This window comes from Chryseobacterium angstadtii, assembly GCF_001045465.1.
Lineage (GTDB): Bacteria > Bacteroidota > Bacteroidia > Flavobacteriales > Weeksellaceae > Chryseobacterium > Chryseobacterium angstadtii.
Genome location: NZ_LFND01000006.1, coordinates 497,679 through 516,833, shown reverse-complemented (window position 1 = coordinate 516,833; position 19,155 = coordinate 497,679). Strand labels below are relative to the sequence as shown.

15 protein-coding genes are annotated in these 19,155 nt (G+C 36.9%); 12 read left to right on the top strand and 3 right to left on the bottom strand.

Annotated features, from left to right (window positions below; all coding sequences use genetic code 11):
- Positions 1–64 precede the first annotated feature (64 nt).
- The 3 genes from ACM46_RS18975 to ACM46_RS18965 all read right to left on the bottom strand — a co-directional run bounded on the left by ACM46_RS18975 (position 65) and on the right by ACM46_RS18965 (position 3,024).
- Positions 65–1,624 carry an Rne/Rng family ribonuclease gene (locus ACM46_RS18975; RefSeq protein WP_048508237.1) on the bottom strand — a complete coding sequence of 520 codons (1,560 nt, stop codon included), beginning with the start codon at positions 1,622–1,624 and terminating at the stop codon, positions 65–67.
- A gap of 368 nt (positions 1,625–1,992) precedes the next feature.
- On the bottom strand, positions 1,993–2,283 hold the full coding sequence (locus ACM46_RS18970) for an HU family DNA-binding protein (RefSeq protein WP_002984212.1): 291 nt from the start codon (positions 2,281–2,283) through the stop codon (positions 1,993–1,995).
- A 138-nt stretch (positions 2,284–2,421) separates the two neighbouring features.
- Positions 2,422–3,024, bottom strand: coding sequence for a response regulator transcription factor (locus ACM46_RS18965; protein WP_241486055.1), 603 nt, complete (start codon positions 3,022–3,024; stop codon positions 2,422–2,424).
- A 249-nt stretch (positions 3,025–3,273) separates the two neighbouring features.
- Between ACM46_RS18965 and tssO the strand changes: the two genes are divergently transcribed.
- The 12 genes from tssO (at position 3,274) to tssD (ACM46_RS18900) (ending at position 19,137) form a co-directional block, all read left to right on the top strand.
- Positions 3,274–3,807, top strand: coding sequence for a type VI secretion system TssO (gene tssO, locus ACM46_RS18960; protein ID WP_048508235.1), 534 nt, complete (start codon positions 3,274–3,276; stop codon positions 3,805–3,807).
- Between the two features lie 16 nt (positions 3,808–3,823).
- Positions 3,824–4,348, top strand: a complete 525-nt coding sequence (locus tag ACM46_RS18955) for a type VI secretion system transmembrane protein TssO (protein WP_048508290.1) — start codon at positions 3,824–3,826, stop codon at positions 4,346–4,348.
- A gap of 50 nt (positions 4,349–4,398) precedes the next feature.
- Entirely contained in the window at positions 4,399–5,307 is a 909-nt protein-coding gene (locus ACM46_RS18950) for a PKD domain-containing protein (RefSeq protein WP_048508234.1), read from the top strand.
- Positions 5,308–5,352: 45 nt separating this feature from the next.
- The gene (gene tssR, locus ACM46_RS18945; protein ID WP_048508233.1) at positions 5,353–7,752 is read left to right on the top strand and encodes a type VI secretion system protein TssR domain-containing protein; all 2,400 of its coding nucleotides are present in this window, start codon (positions 5,353–5,355) and stop codon (positions 7,750–7,752) included.
- A gap of 966 nt (positions 7,753–8,718) precedes the next feature.
- On the top strand, positions 8,719–11,214 hold the full coding sequence (locus tag ACM46_RS18935) for an ATP-dependent Clp protease ATP-binding subunit (protein WP_048508231.1): 2,496 nt from the start codon (positions 8,719–8,721) through the stop codon (positions 11,212–11,214).
- Between the two features lie 108 nt (positions 11,215–11,322).
- Positions 11,323–12,192: a lytic transglycosylase domain-containing protein gene (locus ACM46_RS18930; protein ID WP_048508230.1), complete on the top strand. Its 870-nt coding sequence runs from the start codon at positions 11,323–11,325 to the stop codon at positions 12,190–12,192.
- Positions 12,193–12,549: 357 nt separating this feature from the next.
- Positions 12,550–12,960: a type VI secretion system tube protein TssD gene (gene tssD / locus ACM46_RS18925; protein WP_048508229.1), complete on the top strand. Its 411-nt coding sequence runs from the start codon at positions 12,550–12,552 to the stop codon at positions 12,958–12,960.
- 223 nt (positions 12,961–13,183) lie between these two features.
- Complete coding sequence (locus ACM46_RS18920) at positions 13,184–15,358, top strand: type VI secretion system Vgr family protein (RefSeq protein WP_048508228.1); 2,175 nt, start codon at positions 13,184–13,186, stop codon at positions 15,356–15,358.
- Between the two features lie 4 nt (positions 15,359–15,362).
- A complete protein-coding gene (locus tag ACM46_RS18915) occupies positions 15,363–16,424 on the top strand; it encodes a LysM peptidoglycan-binding domain-containing protein (RefSeq protein WP_048508227.1) in 1,062 nt (353 codons plus the stop codon).
- A 1-nt stretch (position 16,425) separates the two neighbouring features.
- On the top strand, positions 16,426–16,992 hold the full coding sequence (locus tag ACM46_RS18910) for a hypothetical protein (protein ID WP_048508226.1): 567 nt from the start codon (positions 16,426–16,428) through the stop codon (positions 16,990–16,992).
- 90 nt (positions 16,993–17,082) lie between these two features.
- Positions 17,083–18,426: a hypothetical protein gene (locus tag ACM46_RS18905; protein ID WP_048508225.1), complete on the top strand. Its 1,344-nt coding sequence runs from the start codon at positions 17,083–17,085 to the stop codon at positions 18,424–18,426.
- A gap of 300 nt (positions 18,427–18,726) precedes the next feature.
- Complete coding sequence (tssD, locus tag ACM46_RS18900; RefSeq protein WP_173426501.1) at positions 18,727–19,137, top strand: type VI secretion system tube protein TssD; 411 nt, start codon at positions 18,727–18,729, stop codon at positions 19,135–19,137.
- Positions 19,138–19,155 lie beyond the last annotated feature (18 nt).

Here is a 19,155-nt window from a genome sequence, read left to right as displayed (position 1 = left end):
CATGTAATTTCGAGCAAATATATAAAAAAACCTCCAGTTTTATGCTGGAGGTTTAAATTTTGTCTTAATTAGAAAATTCAATCAATTCTTCTTTTTTCGAATTGTAAATTTTGTATTCTAAATATTTAAAAGAATCTCTTGGGATGATGGTTACCCATTTTCTGTATTTAATGAACCATCTCATCTGGATACTTTTGATGCCTTTGGTAAGGTAGGCTTCCACGAATGGATGTACATGCAGGAAAACTTTTCCTTTTTCTTTCTGCAGTATACTTCTGAGTGTTTCACCCATTCTTTCCACGATAACAATCGGAGCTACTATTTCTCCGTCTTTGTTCGGGTTTTCTTCTTTGGTTTCAATCTGTTTTTCCGGGCGGTTTCTTTGTCTGGTGATCTGGATAAGTCCAAACTTGCTCGGTGGAAGAATTTTGTGACGGGCTTTGTCACGTTTCATTTCTTCTTTCAGATGTTCATACAGGTCCCTTCTGTGATCAGGGTTCTGCATATCGATGAAGTCTATTACAATGATGCCTCCCATATCCCGGAGACGAAGCTGTCTGGCAATCTCGGTGGCTGCCATTTTGTTTACTTTCAGAGCGTGTTCTTTATTAACGGCGGTTCCGGTAGTGATATTATTTCCGGAGTTCACATCAATAACGTGAAGCGCTTCTGTGTGCTCAATAACAAGGTAAGCACCTTTTGAACTTGGAATATTAACGTGTTTTCCAAAACTCTGCTTGAGTTGTTTTTCAACGTTGTAATATTCGAGAAGAGGAATGTGAGAATCGTAAAACTGAACAATATTCTTTTTTTCCGGAGCTATAACTTCTACGTAGTTGGTCATTTCATTCACCATTTGTTCGTCGTCGCAGATGATGCTCACGAAATCCTGGTTGAAATTGTCCCTTAATATAGCTGAAGCTTTGTCTTCCTCGCTTAAAACTCTGGCCGGAACTTTACTTTTCTGAATGTTTTTGAATGTGCTTTCCCATTTCTGGATCAGCTGATTCATGTCATTGTGAAGATCCGCTACTTTTTTTCCTTCCGCTACAGTTCTTATGATCACTCCAAAACCTTCAGGTTTAATGCTGTCAATAAGGGTTTTCAGTCTTTCTTTTTCCTCAGCAGTCCTGATTTTTTTGGAAATGGAAACTTTATTGTCGAAAGGGATCAGAACCAGAAAACGGCCGGTCAGGGAAACTTGCGTAGAAATCCTGGGCCCTTTGGTAGAAATAGGTTCTTTGGTAATCTGAAGCAGAACGAGATCGTCTTTTACAATAACTTTGTCTACGGTTCCGTTTTTGTCAATTTCGGGTTGAATCTCGAAATTTTTTAAGCTTGAAGTGCTCTGTTTTTTAGAAATTGTATCTTTTAAAAACTTTTTATAGGTAAGATATTGTGGTCCCAGATCCTGATAGTGCAGAAATGCATCCTTGTCATATCCTATATTGACGAATGCGGCATTCAGATTGGGTGCCAGTTTTTTTACTCTTCCTACAAACAGATCTCCAACTATAAATTCACTTTTGTCCTCTTGCTCATGAAGTTCACATAGTCTTCCGTCTTCCAGCAGTGCAATCTTTGTAAGATCATCTTCATGCGAAACTATTAGTTCTTTCTTCATTTTGTTATAAGATAAAAATTATTAAGATTATAAGAAACCGGCATGTTTTTTAGCAGATAAATAAAACTAAATATAAGGATTTAGAATGAAAAATGGTATATCTTTTTTCAATATCCGTAAAAGCCGCCGTATGTTCCCGGGAATCTTATCGTTGCAAACAAAAATATAGTCGGTGAACTTTAAATAATTAAAAACACCAACTATATTATTATATTGTAAATCTCGAGAAAAAGAGATTATTTTTTCTTATGTCTGTTTGCTCTTCTTCTTTTCTTTCTTTTGTGAGTTGCAACCTTGTGTCTTTTTCTTTTCTTTCCGCTTGGCATAATTTTAATTTTTTAGTAACTAGTTAATATTCAGTTAATTTTTTATTTTACTGCGACTTTAGTCTTTACTTTCTCTACAAAAGATTTTGAAGGTTTGAAAGCAGGAATGTTGTGAGCAGGAATCTCAATTGCAGTGTTCTTAGAAATATTTCTTCCTGTTTTAGCAGCTCTTGTTTTAATGATAAAAGATCCAAAACCTCTCAGATAAACGTTATCCCCATTATACATAGAAGTTCTGATCTCCTGCATAAAAGCTTCTACAACTTTCTGTGTTTCATTCTTTTCTGTTCCCAACTTATTTGAGATGGTGTTTACCAATTCTGCCTTTGTCATTTCCTTTTTTAATTTTAAATTTTAGGTGTGCAAATTTAGTTAAAAAAATTGAATACTAGCAAATTAGTGGCAAAAAAATTTTGTTTAAAGAGTTGGAGTTTTCATGTTTACCCTATATTAATATTACGTTAAATCTCGCTACATGCTGGAATTGTAGTAGCCGTTTTCCACGCAGAACCGAATGAGATGCAGTTTTGTCTTCAGTCCCAGCTTTTCCGTAAGCCGGTTAATATAGGTGTCAATGGTGCGTGTACTGAGATTTAGTTTTTCACCGATCTCTTTATTGCTGTAGCCTTCATAGCAGAATTTCATCAGCTGGATTTCAGTAGGAGTCAGCTCTTCCTGGCCTTTTTTCTGCCTTTCCATGTAGTTTTGTACGGCGAGTGGCTGCTGTTCCCATTCTTTGGAGTACTTTTCATAATCAAAGCTATCAGAGGCAATACTGCCTTTAATAAGGTCTTTTATAATGGTACTTTTTTTCTGGCAGTAATATATATTGGGGATTTTGGAAAGAATCTCAGCCATATCTTCCTGATAAGTGCTGGAATAAGTAACGATAGGAGTTTCAGTGTTGTTTTTCCTGATGTATTTAATTGCTTCAATTCCGCTTAATACCGGCATAAAGAGTTCTATAATAAACACATCTTCCTGTCTTCTGTAAATCCTGTTCACAAGCTCATGCCCGTTGTTGCAGTCATTCAGAAGCATATAGAAAGGATTTTCCATAAGCGTTTTAATCATGATTTTCTTGAAATAAAAATCACTGTCCGCTATAGAAAACCGTACTGTATTTGATAATAGTTTACTCACGTTTAATATAGGTTTGGTGTAGGATATTTAAAATCCAGAGGCCTAATTTAGGAAAAACTTATGAAAGTGGAAATTAAACTTAGGTTAAATAGGGTTTTCACGAAACTGGGGTGGGGAAAATACGTATTGTGCATAAAAATTTTTTTTTATATTTTCACAGGCCAAACAAATCGCAAATATATGTCTTCTACTAGGGAAAAAAAATTAAACAAATCTGATGTCAGAGTAGGCATTTGGAAGTTTATTCTGTCTTTCGCCGTTCTGGCGGCGGTTTCTTTTCTGTGCTTATTTCTCTTTTTTAAAAGCTATAATATTCAACGGGAAAAAATCACCAGAGATGCGGATGCCTATAAAGAACTGATGCGCCGTGGAGATGTTCTTAAGTCTCACGTAGATAATATCTATGATAAAATGAATCAGCTGAATGCCGGTAAAGTTCAGAATGAAGTATTTCTCAGAACCAGTATTATGGATGATGTAAGGGATGCCAAAAACATAATGGGAAAAGACAGTGCCGATAATTTCAAGCACTATGCTGTTTTAATGAAGCAGATAGCTCCTATGCTGAATTTAAAGAATGATATTACAGCAGTGGAATACAGAAAGAGAACCATCCTCAGAGATCTTGAGGACTGTATTGGAAAAGTAGGAAATGCCAATAAACAGCTTAGAAAAGATCCTACGAGAAATTTCACAGGAGGTAGAAGACGATAACCAAAAAAGAAAGATTATGCAGGGTCAAATTACATTATCTAAAAAAGAAAGACATTATCAGTTTCTTTATTTAATACTGATGCTTTTAGCCGCTATGATATTCCTGGGAATCATCTTTTTGAAAGGTTTCGATTCTCCATTTTCAGATGAAGATGTAAAAGGATTACAGAGCCTTGAACAAAAAAAGGAATTTGATAGCCGGCAAAAATTAATACAACCAGAAATGGACAGTACCTATGCTATGATCAGCAGAATTTCTGATAAATCACCGGAGCCATTTGTAGAGAATAATATCTATAATGGAATCAATGGTCTGGCGAGCTATTTTCACGGAAATGAGGTCATAGATATTCGTAAAGACGGATATTCGCAGGTTGCCAAATTTTATAAAATGTATTTTGACGATAAAAAAGTTATTTCAACCACCACAGAAGATGTAAAGAGATTTGAAAAAGAGGTGGAGGAGTGCAGAATAGGCTTTAAAGACAAACAGAACCGTCTTTATGAAAGAGAAAACGAATTAAGGGCAAGAACCCAGTAATTCAGAAAAATAAACATTAAAGGAATAAAACACATCACAATCACTTAACTATGAATTATTTTCAAAAAAACAAGAAGAACATTATTATTGGTGTTATCGCAACGCTGCTCATTGCGGCCCTCGTTGCGCTATGGCTGCAGAAGAAAGTCATCCATTCTGCCGATGATATTGTAGGAGTTGTCTACCCATCCTCATTAGCTGTAGGAGATACTCTTTTATTTGAGGACAAAACCCAGTTTGCCAAAACAAAAAGATGGAACTTTGGAGACGGAACTACTTCCGACAAAAGCACAGGGATTCACTTTTACAACAAACCGGGGTACTATTCGGTAAGTCTGATCATTGATAACAAGTATACCAAAACCTTTCCGGTAATGGTATCTGCGAGAACTCAGAAGTCAAAAGATACTATAAAATCTATTACGACTATTGAAGCGCAGAGTGAAGCCAGACAGTATGAAAACGTACAGTTCAGAGCGGTTTCGGAGGCTACGCAATTTGCATGGAAATTCGGAGAAACAGGAAACACAGATTCCAAAGACAGACTGGCATTCTATTCCTATAAAAAACCTGGAGATTACCGTGTGGCATTACTTACAGAAGAAAGTCAGGAGCCTATCTATCACAATATCAGAATCCTTCCGGCTTACAATGCTTTGGAGGAAGATGAAATCCCTGTAGAAGATTCTTACAAGAAAATTGACGACGATTTTAAATACCATTTGCAGCAGATTGCTAACGGAAACAGCTTTAATATGCATTATAATTATCTGCTGAATACCTATCTGTGTAACAACGAAAATACAGTAGTAAAGGTGAGCGATAGCAAAGCCAATAACTTCTACATGTATTGTGCAGGACTTCAGTTTGATAAAAACGTGGTGATCCAGACCGTAAAAGTGAACTTAGATGATAAGCAGAACTGTGTAACGAAAGTGGACATCAACCAAAGCAAATAATAAGATCCGGATTCCCGGATACACCAATCATTAAAATAAAATAGGATGAAAAATAAATTTCCTCTAGCAGCATATTATATAGGTTTATCAGTTTTAATAACGAGCTGTCAGGTGAAGCTGCCATCTAAAAGAACACCTGAACCTTCTCAGTATGGACAGGTAGACAACTCGCCTGTCGTAAATGGATATCCAAAAAAATCAGTGCCATGGATTGTAATTTCAGACAGATCCAGAAATACGGCCTATCTTGATAAAAGCGACGAAAAGTCTTACAAAGAAGTTAAATTCCTTGAGCCTTTAATGGTTCTGAAACATAGAGACGGAATGGTGAAAGTAGCGGAATACGTTCCGGATGCTTTAATGAAAAAGGTTTCGTCAAAATCCATAAAAACATACGGATGGATTCCGGAATCGGATCTTCTTCTATGGAATAATTCTTTGAAAAGCGAAAAGACCGGTTATCCGGTAAGAGTAGCCGTAGTTCCGAATAACAGCGAAGTGATCCGAAGTGCGGAAAGGTACTATAAAAACGACTCTATCATGGTGTTCAATTCACCAAGCCTTATAGAAACTGCCAATGTCAAAATTCCAAACGGACAGATGGTGTACGTCTATAAACAGGCGGAAAACAATAAGCGTTTTCTGGTAGGTAAGAAACCTTCGATTGATATAGACAGTATCGGCACCAATCTTTACGGATGGGTGAATGCCAACGTGATCTCTGCATGGGGAGAGCGTTCTGCCGTAAAAATTAAAAATGATACAAAAGTTACAGAGTCTACTTTAGGAATACATGAAGGATATCCCGGGGCAGCTGATTCGGAGAGCAGAACAGCTATTCTCCTTACTGATACCAATAAAAGAACTCCACTTGAAAATATCTATCCTGTAAGCCTGGCTTTAAATGAAGCTCCGACTCCGGACTCCAAAACAAAGTATTTTACCAATATCCTGGATTACAGTAAAAACTATATTTTCAATGTTCTGGGTGATAAGATTATTTTCGACCGTTACAGAGAAATCACGGAAAGAGATAAAAATATCAACATCGTTTTTGCCCTGGATGTAAGTGCTCCCAATGCACCGTATGCTCCTATCGTAAAATCCCTTCTTCAGGATCTTCAGCTTAGATTTGAAAAGCCTTCTTATTTTAACGGGGTAAAATATGGCGTTGTTTTATATAAAAATAATCCTTGCGGAGAGAATGTTCTGGTTTCCGGTTTAAGTACCGATTACAGCAAAATTACATCATTTATTGATGATAGAACGAATGAAATGAACTGTGCAAGTAACAGTGGATATCAGCCGGTAGGCGAAGCGCTTTTTGCTGCCGGAAATCTTCTTTCCAATGTTCCTGATGAAACCAATATTGTGGTAACTGTAGGAACTTCTTCCAGCCAGAGCGGAAACATGTACAACGTAATCAGCTCATTGACTCAGGCGCAGGCTAGGTTAATTATGTTCCAGACCAGCGCAAGATCATCTGATACCTACAATGATTTTGTACTGATGGCTGAAAACGTGGTGACCAATACCGCAAAAAATATTGCAGAACTTAAAAAGCAGAAGATCATCAACCAGAATGATGTTCTTACTAAAAATAACTTTAGCCTTGTAGAAGGAGATGCCGGATTCTTCTCATTAGATTATCCAAAGCAAAGTATGTCTCAGGGATTTGTTATTTTCCCTAAAAAAGGAGATGTTGCAACGCCTGGTTATCTTAAAAAATCTGTAGACAGCCTTATTGCTCAGGTTACATTAGATAATCAGACCATAGATAAGTCGTTGAATGACTATTTCCACTCTTCTGTAGGAGCAGGAAGAACAGACGTGGATCTGAAATATAAATATCTGTTCCCGGGGCTTACCAATCCGGTTTCTGCTGGAATTGCGGCACAGTTGATCAATTATGGAAATCCGTTCCTTGTGAAAGGTTACATTCCGAAAGAGTTGAAAGATTTCAAACCGGGTATTGAAAAAGGAATTCTTATTTCTGAAACCGAATATGATAACCTTAAGAATTTCTATACCGAAGTGTATATGAAAACAGAGCCTGACAGAGCAGATTTTAACCAGTCCAGAGCCATCAAAGAATATATAAGACTTCTGAAAAAATACAACCCTACTTTAAAATTCCTTGATAAGTCTGAGCTTTACGAGAAGCCAATGTCTTATGCCGTAGGATTGAGTACAGGATTTGATAATTCAGAAGATGAACTGATGTCAAAATACAAGCTGAAAGGCTGGAAAAAGTCTAAAATCGTTCAGAAGGAAACGGTAAGAGGACATTTCAAAAGCTATAAAAATCTTGCTGAAAGAATGCTTTCCCACAGAAACAACCCTGCAGTGAAGATCCAGCAGAACGGACAGACCTTCTATTGGCTTAATGAATACTTTATGCCAACCACTCAGACCGTTGAGGAACCGGAATACACAAAACATTAATCAGTCACTAAAACATAGTAAAAGCAGGAGTATCACTTCTGCTTTTTTTTGTGGAAGAAAGGAAGTAGGATGTATGTTGAATTGGCCAATGGTGAATTTTGCCGTGCATGTGAAATATGAATTTTATGAGATGGAAATTACTGCTGGCGACTAATCTCCGGTGGCTGAGGCTCCCGAAGCCACTGGAGACCTATCTTTCATTGATTATTTTAAATTCACAATTCACATTTCTCATTTCATTATTTACAACTCTATAACCCTAAAACCCTCCGACACTCAAACTCGCACCCCACATCTCGAATCCTGCACCCAAAAAAATTCTCCATCCAACTCCAAAAATCAGGTCTATTTCTCAAATAAGTGTAAAATTATTGTTTTTGTTTAAATAATCGGATAGGTAAAAACCCTTTTGTAATGGCGTATATGGAGGATTCTTAAATCTAAAGTCGTAGAATTACTACAAATTTTAAAATTTTTGATAAAATATTTTTAATAAACAAATTACTGTTTTATATTTGTTCAACAATCACCACATCACAAAATATTACTATTGAAGTTTACCCATGATGAAGTGAATCTGAAAGAATTCTTGAAATTCAGAGAACAGAAAAATCATCAGGTAAACTTCAATATAATAGAAAGAATAGATTTAAAGCTATTGATCCGGGCGATATTCCTCAGGAACAGAACCCAATTTGAAAAGACACTATTACACATCAACATTCATAAAGAAAAGACTGTCCCTTAAAAGACAGTCTTTTTTAACCAAAAATGTTGTAGGATGATGAGCCTGTTTTCTTAAAAACTTATTACTTCTCTAATCAAAGAATTACCTATCTTTATCCCTACATACATTTTGCATAAAAAAGATATATTTGTAAGAATGGATTTCCTTTTCAGATGACACCAAATAATCTGAAAAAGTAAAAAAGAACACAAGACATATTAATATTAGAAAAATTATAAATGGGAGTACTAGTAACCAACGAAACCGTAAAACAGCTATTTCACATTGCTCAGTCTATAGCAAAAGAGAATTATAATGGAACATACGGAGGCCCGCATATCCTGCAGGCTTTAATGCATAAAGATATAGGCCTTAATGAATTCCTTAAAAGCATTGATAAAGATCCCGGCTATTTTTATGAATGGGCAGATGTTCGCATTGAGGATTACCCGAAAACGGCACATCTTCCGGATGAAGTACGTCAGGATGAAGCCATAGACACCCTTATAGAAGAAGCAGATGATATCCGTCTGAAACTTGGATTGGACGAAATCACGCCCATATGTATTCTTACCGCGATTGTAAAACCTCAGGTCGTTTTTTCGCTGCAGCAGCTGAAATCACTTCCGCTGAGAGAACATGAAATATTCAATTTATATAGAAAGGATACTCCTTTTGCGGTATCCGAAGACGGTGATTTTTCATCTCTTTTTTCAAACGGATCAGATTTTACAGACTCATCATTTCCTTCTATTAAAAGCTATTGTGTAGACAGAACTGCACAGGCAAGAAAAGGAGATCTTGAAAACATTATAGGACGAGACAAAGAACTAAGAATGCTTGTTGAAATCCTTTGCAGAAGAAGTAAACCGAATGTAATCATCATAGGGGAGCCCGGAGTAGGAAAAACAGCATTGGTAGAAGGTTTTGCCATTGAAATTACCAAAGGAAATGTTCCTGAAATGCTTAAGAATGCTACACTCCTTGAACTGGATACAGGCGCTTTGCTGGCCGGAACTTCATATAAAGGAGAAATTGAAGACCGTTTGAAAAAAGTCATCAATGAATGTAAGAAGATTGAAAAAGCTGTTCTTTTCATTGATGAAATTCACACCTTACTTGATCCGAAAGGAAGCATCGGAAACGTAGCCAATCTTCTTAAACCGGAGCTTGCAAGAGGTGAGATTACCGTAATCGGAGCAACCACCCAGGAGGAATATAGAAAAATCATTGAGCCGGAGCAGGCTTTTAACCGCCGTTTTGAAGTGCTCACCGTTAATGAACCGGATGAACAGACCTGTGTGAAAATGATTGATGTCCTACTGGAAGGCTATAAAAAGCATCACGGCATTGAAGTAGAAAAAACAGCTATTTCCGAGTGTGTACGTCTTGCGAAAAGATATGCAAAAGGTAAAAAACTGCCGGATGCCGCTATAGATTTACTTGACAGAACCATGGCTGCCATAAAAATGCTGGATGAGCTGTCTGAAAAAGAACTCGCAAGCTGGAAAGAAACCTATGAAGCCATTTTAAAAGAAGAATTTACCGATACCAAAGACCAGGCTAATGAGCTGATCTGGAATTATAATCTTCTGAGGGATAAAATAAGTCCTATCCTTTGGGGATCTTTACAGGAACAGCCGGTTATAGACAACTCCATGCCTGTGGACCAGATTCATAAAATTATTGATGATACCTACACGGAACTTTTAGAGCATGCCGCTAAAAAAAGAGAAAAAGTAGACCGTTTGGAACTGGCGGCAGTAATGGCAGCCAAAACCAATATCCCGATCGGAAAGATTCAGGCTCAGGAAAAAGAAAAACTCCTGAATATGGAATCCCTTTTACTGAACAGAGTCGTAGGGCAGGATCATGCTTTGAAAATCCTTTCCGATGCTATTGTTGAAAACCGAAGCGGACTGAACAAACCGGGACAGCCTATCGGGTCCTTCTTCCTTCTGGGGCCTACCGGAACAGGAAAAACGGAGCTGGCCAAATCTATGGCAGAACTTCTTTTCAATGACGAGAAAGCGATGGTGCGTTTTGATATGTCCGAATTTAAAGAAGAACATTCCGCAGCCTTACTATACGGTGCGCCTCCGGGATATGTAGGATATGAAGAAGGAGGTATGTTGGTTAATAAAATCAGACAGCAGCCTTATACCGTTGTTTTATTTGATGAAATTGAAAAAGCCCATCACTCTGTTTTCGATGTATTTTTACAGATTATGGATGAAGGGAAAGTTCATGATAAATTAGGAAAAGAAGGAGACTTCAGCAATGCACTGATATTATTTACTTCCAATATCGGAAGTGAAGAGATTGTAAAACAGTTTGAGGAAGGAAAAGTTCCGGAATCCTCATCACTGATGCAGATCATGTCTAATTCAGGAAGATTCAGACCTGAATTTTTAGCGAGAATTACAGAAATTATTCCTTTTGCTCCTATTACGGAATCTATCGCAGAAAGAATTTTCAATATCCAGCTGAAATCACTCCATACCTCACTTACCCGACTTGGAATGACTTTAAAAATCAGCGACGAAGCCGTAAAAAACCTTGCATTAGGTGGCTTCAGCAGTAAATATGGAGCAAGACAGATTTCCGGAGTTATCCGGGCACAGCTGGCCAGGCCGATCTCAAAAATGATCGTGCGCGAAGAAGTAAAATCCGGCCAGACCATTCATGTAGACTGGAATACAGAAGAGGAAAAATTGAGCTGGAAAGTAGATTAAAATGCAAAGAAAGCTAATAAGTAAATAAGTAAATTTGCCTATCAGCCATTAGCCATTAGCCATTAGCCATCAGCTTATCAGCTTTCTTTACCTTAAAAACATTATACAATGAAAACCCTATTTAAAAATATCTTTACAGTACTCATGCTGGCAGGGACTTTTGTAATGATGAACGGACAGTTTCTAGCCGCTTCCGATACCTCGGAAAGCAGTGTGAAAAGGTACAATAACATCATCAATGCCAATAAGGAAATCGTTGAATTCATAGAATATTCATTGGTTCAGAAAGGTATTCCCAAACATTTAAGAAATCTTGCCCTGATTGAGTCTCATTTCAACAGGAATATCACATCGGGAGCAGGAGCCGTAGGAATGTGGCAGTTTATGACTGCACATGCCAATCAGTATGGTCTTACCGAACAGGAACGTACAGATGTGTATAAAAGTACTAAAACCGCCGCGATCTCTCTTGCGAATCTTTATAGAAAATATGGCGATTGGATTACCGTAGTGGCAGCTTACAACTGCGGTGAGGGGAATATTGCCAAAGCTATGCAGGCAGCAGGCTCTACACAGTATCATATCTATTCTCAATATCTTCCCGCAGAAACCATTAATCATGTAAAAAAATACCTGAATGCATGTTATGCTACAGGAGAACTGCAAAGTGTTTTAAGCAATTATAATTCTTCAAGGCTTAATAAGGTTTTCTTTACAGAAGCGGGAAACCGTAAGAATAATGGAGTATCACTTCAGGAAACAGAGATTAATGCAGGATTTAATTTAGATGTTATTGCCGATGAGCTGAAGGTACAGGTAAATGAGATTCTTGCCTGGAATCCGGGTATTATAGATGAACTGCAGACAAAAGGAGAAAGCCCTCTTTATCTGCCTACCGATCTTATGCCGGATTTTCTTCTGAAAAAGAATAAGATCCTTTCCCGATCCATAAAAGAAGGAGGACGAATGCAGCAATAAATTTGAAAAATAAATAATAGAGCCGTACAAAAAGTACGGCTTTTTTTGTGGATATTATGATCTTTCTTACCCGTTAAATAACTCCTGAATGGACTTGAAAAAAGTCAACATATTTCTCTTTTAGGTGTAAAAAATGATTGAATTTATTGTTCTTTATTTTATTTTAAATATTTGATAATCATTTGTTTAGTTTAGTGTTTTAAATCTATTGTCGTAGAATTACGACATCAAATCGTAGAATTACTACAAATTTTCAGATTTACATTCAAATGCTTTTTTATGATAAGAGGACGTTATATATTTGCTATGTAATCAATCACCCAATCACAAAATATTAACGATTAAAATTTACAAATCATGGCAGCAAATTCAAGAGGAATCTTAAAATTCAACGGAGGAGAAGGTCAGAAATTATTAAAACTGAACTACAGTGTATCAAGATCTACAGACGTTTCAGGACGTGTAGCATCAGACCCTTCCAATGCCCTTATCAAAGTAACAGTAGAAGCTACTGAAAAATCTGATATCCTTGAAAGCTTACTGAACGGAAAATACAAACCTACAACAGGAGAGGTGACTTTCAACAAATCTCACGAAGAAGGTACACTTATCACTTTAAGCTGGGAAAACGGATACGTAATCCAGCACCAGGTAGAGTTCGACGCAGTAGATGAAAACAGCATGCTGATCAGTTTCGTAGTAAGTGCGGAAGGAATCAGCTACGGTAATTCTAAGTTCGACGGGCTTTGGCCTTCAGATGGTAAATAATCTGAACAATCTCTTAGTAAAAATAAATTGGTGCAGAATAGTGTATTCGTAAGAATATACTATTCTGTTTTTGGCGTTTTACCTATAAAGAGCCAGAATACTGATCTTACCCAACTTCTTTCAGGTAAGACAGATAAGAAAGAACAACATGATTTTTCATGACAGTAAGTCTTTGGAATGCTATTCAATTTTATTATTTAATTTAAGCAAAAAAAAACACACTATGTTTAAGGATGATCAATCGATAAAAGGAAAAACTCCAAAAGGAGGAATGCAGAATATAAAGGGCACAGAAAGGCTGAAAGAAGCTGAAAATATAGCGGTACAAAAAATAGATGATAAGCTCCAGAAAGCTGACGAAGCGGTTAAAAAATCAGCGAAGAAAGCTCAGGAAATATACTCCGGTGCAGCACAGGATTCAAAAATGTTTATGAATCAAACGCTGGTACCCAACAACCCTTCTGTTACCGAAAATAAAGTATGGTCCAAACAACCCACTTCTAAAATACACAATGCACAGGCAATTCCGGAAAGCTATATTGCTGGGATAAACCGTGTAGTGATACTTGATATTGTGGTAGAGGGTCAGATCATTAAGCATTTCAAACATTTCAGGCTGGTACAGAATGCTTCAAAGCATCATGAATTCAGTCTGATGCTTGCCCATGATACTTTGGGTGGTGCAGAAAATCACAATCTGCAGGAAGCCCAGAATTTTTTAGGAAAGAGAATTACAGTCGTATTTAAATATAAAGATATTGAACAGGGACCCGAGCGTAATTTCGTCGGAGTCATTACAGAAGTCGGTTTCAGTCAGGAAAAGGGAAGTCTGGGAAATATTGTTCTCAGCGGCTTCAGTCCTACAGTACTGCTGGATGCAGCGCCTCATATCCAGAGTTTCGGAGGAGGGCAGGAAGTAAGTTTAAACAGTATTGCAGACCATGTAATAAAAGAAGGACTCGGGCAGAATAAATTCGATTTCAGAGTAGATGCTCAGCATGGAAATGTTCCCTACAGCTCACAATACGAAGAAACCCACTATAACTATCTGGCCAGAATTGCAGAAGCATACGGCGAACAGTTTTATTACGATGGCGAAGTACTCCACTTCGGAAAACTTCCGCCTCAGGAAAAACCTGTAAAACTTACCTACGGAAGCAGTGTCAGCGATATTGCCATCAAGATGAAAGCCCAGCACGTAAGCCCAAGTTTTTACGGCTACAACAGCAGTAAAAATGAAAAGCTGACTACCGGAAACTCAAAAATCAGTCATACTTCAGATATTGCCAAACGCGCTTATGAAATCTCAGAGAAAACCTTTAAGACCCCATCTTTAAGAGTTGCTCCGATTAAAGCGACTTCTTTTATGGATATTGATGCATCACAGAAAGGAACAGCCGGAAGCAAGGCATCCGAGGTTTTCATTACCTCAGGAGCTACAACAGTTCCGTTCCTGTATCCCGGATGTACTGCGGATATCGAAATGCGTAAAGCAGACACCAATGATACTTCCTATTTTACCAAATTAATGATTATTGGAGTTACCCATGAAGTCGATGCAAGAGGGTATTATGAAGGTACTTTTGAAGCTATTGCGGCAGATACAGGATATATTCCCCGCCCGGAGTTTGAAAACCCGAAGGCAGAGCCACAGTTTGCTAAGGTAATTTCCAATACAGACCCTTTAAATCAGGGACGTGTAAAAGTTCAGTTTGACTGGCAGGGAGGGCAGGATACCACAGAATTTATCCGTGTTATGTCTCCTGATGCAGGAAGCAGTGATAAAGTAAACAAAAACAGAGGTTTTATGTCTGTTCCTGAAGTGGAAGACCAGGTGATCGTTAATTTTGTTCATCAGCATCCTGACCGTCCTTTTGTGATGGGAGGAATGTTTCACGGCAGCATTGGAGCAGGCGGAGGAACGGGAAATAATGTGATGAGCTTTAGCGGAAGAAGCGGGGCCGAATTGAAATATGACAATGGAGCCGGTTCTATGAATCTGAAGGATCAGGGAGGAGCCAATATGTTTTTTGACGGTGCTGGAAACGTAGTCCATAACGCCAATAATGACAGCACGAAAACGGTAGGCAACGATAAAATAGACAAAGTTGGAAATAATAAAAAGCTGGAAGTAGGCTGTGATCACACCACTGATGTTGGAAATACTCACAAAGTAGCCGTTGGCGGCGAAAACAGTGTATTTAAAATGGATAATGCCGGAGTTATTGATTTAACAGGCATTGATAAAATAACACTCAAAGTAGGAAGCAGCGAGATTGTCATCACAGGAACTAAAATTTCGATTACAAGTGCTGAAGTGGATATTAAGGCGGGAAGTGCTACAGCTAATTTTAAGGGGAATACGAAAATAACCGGAACACAGGTAGAGATAAATTAATTATATGAAAGTAATTAGATATGAGATCAAGGAATCGGATACTTTAGAATCCATTGCGAAGAAATATGAAATTGAAACTGAATATTTAAAAGCCTTTCATAATTCCCATAGCGGCATAGCAAGCTTAATCATTGGTGATAAGCTGCCTATACAACTTAGTCATGTAATTATAAATGCAGAATCATTTAAAGATGTTCTTCATAAAAATCAGAATGTTAAAGATCTTGATTTTAATCTTAAATCAAGGTATCGTTGCGAGCAGCTGAATATTTCCAGAGTTAATAATGAGGTGATTACGATGTCTGCCAATACCTATCTTGAATTTTTAGTTCAAAAAGTGGATCATAGTCCTATTTTTGATATCAGTGTAACCGATTTTACATTTAGTGTAGATCCGGTCGTATTTGAGAAAGGTTTTGAATTTTCCCACAAATTCGAAAAAATAAAAAGTCCGGTTATTGTTGAAATATTGAAATCGGGTAAGGTTGATAAAGTTTATAATAGGGATGATATAGAAAAAAGATGGATACATTTTAGAGATTTTGGACTGGCCAATGATGATATGTTTAAGCAACTGTCTTCTCAGGCTCCTGCTCAGGCAAAAGATGTTGTTGATACCGGAAATAAAGAATTTCTGAAAGAAGAAAATTTTGCGGGAATGCTGGATAAAAACCTTTTTTATCATATATTTTTCAGAGCTTATCAAGGAGCAGGGCTGGAAGATTATACAGTGCATCAGTTCTCACAGATTTTCCCGAATGTAGAGCTATCTACGGATATTGTAAAATCAATGGTAAATGAAGATGAAAATTCAGCTACTTTTCGTCTTGTAGGAACGCTTAATAGAAAGGATTTGTCCGAAGAAGGTCTTAAAGGAATGTATGATCAGATTTATAAGCCTACCATTAAGTATAGCTATTCTGAATTTGATTTTGTCTATCGAATTACTTATACAATAGATAAAAAATCTAATTTTATGACAGAAGGAAAAGCCTCAATAGCTGAAAAAGTAAAAAACAATTTTGAAATCATTACTGAATATAAAATTAAAAAAGTAGAATTATAATATGCAGAAGCAATATAGAATCGCAAATTTTAAAGTTTTACTCCTTTCTATGCTGGGAATGGGAATACTGGTAATCGTATTGGTTTATTTTGCTCAAAAATTCAGTTATACTGTTAACCAAACCTATTTTCTGATATTTGGATTGTCTTTACTTACTTTGATGATGTTCTATATCAATTTAAAGTTTACAAAATTAGTTTCATTTAATGTAGTAAAGAATACTATAAATATAAATGAAAGCCGGAATATAGAAATAGAAGAAGGAGATGTGATTGATTATAACTTTTATCTGTTGACCCATAAAACAATGGGGCATTTGTTGAGAATAAACACAAAAAACAAAGAATATGTTTATTGGATTGTTTGGGTGAGTCTTCAAAAAATCACTGAAGAGGAGGTTAGTAATATAAAAAACCTACAGAAAGAGGTAACAGAAGTATTAAAAGGCAAGAAAATCAAAAAGGGTATAGATTACTGTATTTTATTTGTTTCCTGGTTGCCTTTTATACTGTTAGCTTTAGGACTACTGACCTTATTGTTTGGATTGTTTTATGTATTCTCCCTGTAAAAAAGAGATGTTTATTAGATCTGGATTAATCAAGCCAAATGAGAAAAATTACTGTTAGAAAAGTTGATAATTAAATGTTAAAAAAAGATTATGGCAGTTTCATATATTCCACAAGATAAAGTTTTTGCAGTGTGTACTTACCAGTTAAGTTCGGAGCCGCAAAAATTTTCTTTCAGTAGAAAAACGGCGGATGTTTATTATCAAAATACTAAACAACCTTTACTCACAGTTGATGATAAGAATATAATGGTTGAATTTACATGTAAATCACCTGCAAATTTAGCTGGTACCTTGTTAGCTTTTGGTGCAGGTCTTATCGTCGGAGCGTTACTATTATCAAACCCTTTAGGCTGGGTTGCTTTAGCTGCTGGAGGTGTTTTATTGGCTTCGGGAGTTGTTGCAGCTGTAGTTGCGGTAAATCATAAATGTACAGATCCTTTAAATGGAGGGCAGTGGTTCTTGGCACACAACAGTGTAAAAATCAATGGAGCTTCAGCCATTACCCGTTCCTCCATTTTAAAATGTAAAAAAGACGGTATTCTTACCCCATTTTTTGATGAAGCATCTGCAAAAGCGGCCGCAAGTTCTATCGCTACAAAGAATAAATGGGAACTGGGAATTAATGTCGTTGCTTCATTTGGTGCCGGATTTTTTCTTCCAAGTGCTTTTGCCGGATTTGGGACAGCATCTATAGGGATGAAAGCCTGGATGACAGTGGGAAGGTTTGGCGTAGGGTTTCTTGCTTTCAGTAGTATAAACTACGGACTTAGAGGAGGAATAAGATGGGGACATGAGAATAATGGTGATTTAAAGGATAATGTTACTTATGATAATATGAATAATCATAAGGAAAACATCATTGATCCGAAAACCGGAAAACCCGAAGAAACTGATATTGATGAAAACAAGTATTGGGGAGCTCCTGCTAAGCCTGATGACTTTACACAAGATTCAGAGGATCTGCTTAAAGTGGAAAAAAGCGGTGGAAAATATAACATTACGGTTCTTAGTAAAGTAACGAATGTTGTAACTTCTTATACTATTTATGCTCAGAATAAAGATTTAATGCAGCAGTTGGATAAACTAGACGGTCTCAGTCGGCCGGTTCTCAGAAATAATCCTCTGGCCAAACAATTGTTAAATGATTTAAATAGCGGTAAGTACCCGGAATGGAAAAATTCTATAAGATTTTATAATAATGGAAGAATGACTCCGAGTATGGTTGATGATGGAAGGACTGCCGTTGCTGAAAACTTAAAATCAAGTCTTGGAAATCTAAAATCAAACTCTATACAGGGAGGATTATTTTTAATACCATTTATAGGAACCATATTTTCTGAGGAGGCAAGAGCCGCACTGGCAGGAGGGATGGCAAATGACTTGGCAGCAGAACCTAATGGCAGTAGTGTAGTTGCAAATACTCCCGTAGATTAAATTTTTTACTTGTTAATTTAGTCTTGAGATTTATTGAAAATAGAAATATTATATTTCTCTTATTCGTGTAAAATAATAACTTGAAAGCACCGGAACTATTATCATTAAACTCCTTCCAAATAAGCATTTAAACCATTATGTTAAATCAAAAGTCGTAGAATTACGACATCAAATCGTAGAATTACTACAATATTTCAGATTTGCATTCAAAAACTTTTTCCGTACCCTTATCGAGTTTATCTTTGCTCTGTAATCAATCACTATTCACAATATATATAACACAATTAAAATTCACCAATCATGGCAGCAAACTCAAGAGGAATCTTAAAATTCAACAACGGAGAAGGACAAAAATTATTAAAGCTTAACTATAGCGTATCAAGATCTACAGACGTTTCAGGACGTGTAGCATCAGATCCTTCCAACGCTCTTATCAAAGTGACAGTAGAAGCTACTGAAAAATCTGATATCCTGGAAAGCTTATTAAACGGAAAATACAAGCCTACAACAGGTGAGGTTACTTTCAATAAATCTCACGAAGAAGGTACATTAACTACCCTGAAGTGGGAAAACGGATATGTAATCCAGCACGAAGTAGACTTCGATGCAGTAGACAGCAACAGTATGCTGATCAGCTTCGTAGTAAGCGCTGAAGTAATCACGCTTGGTAACTCAGAATACCGTGGAATGTGGCCTTCATCAGGGCATTAATCAGACCCAAGTCTTTTA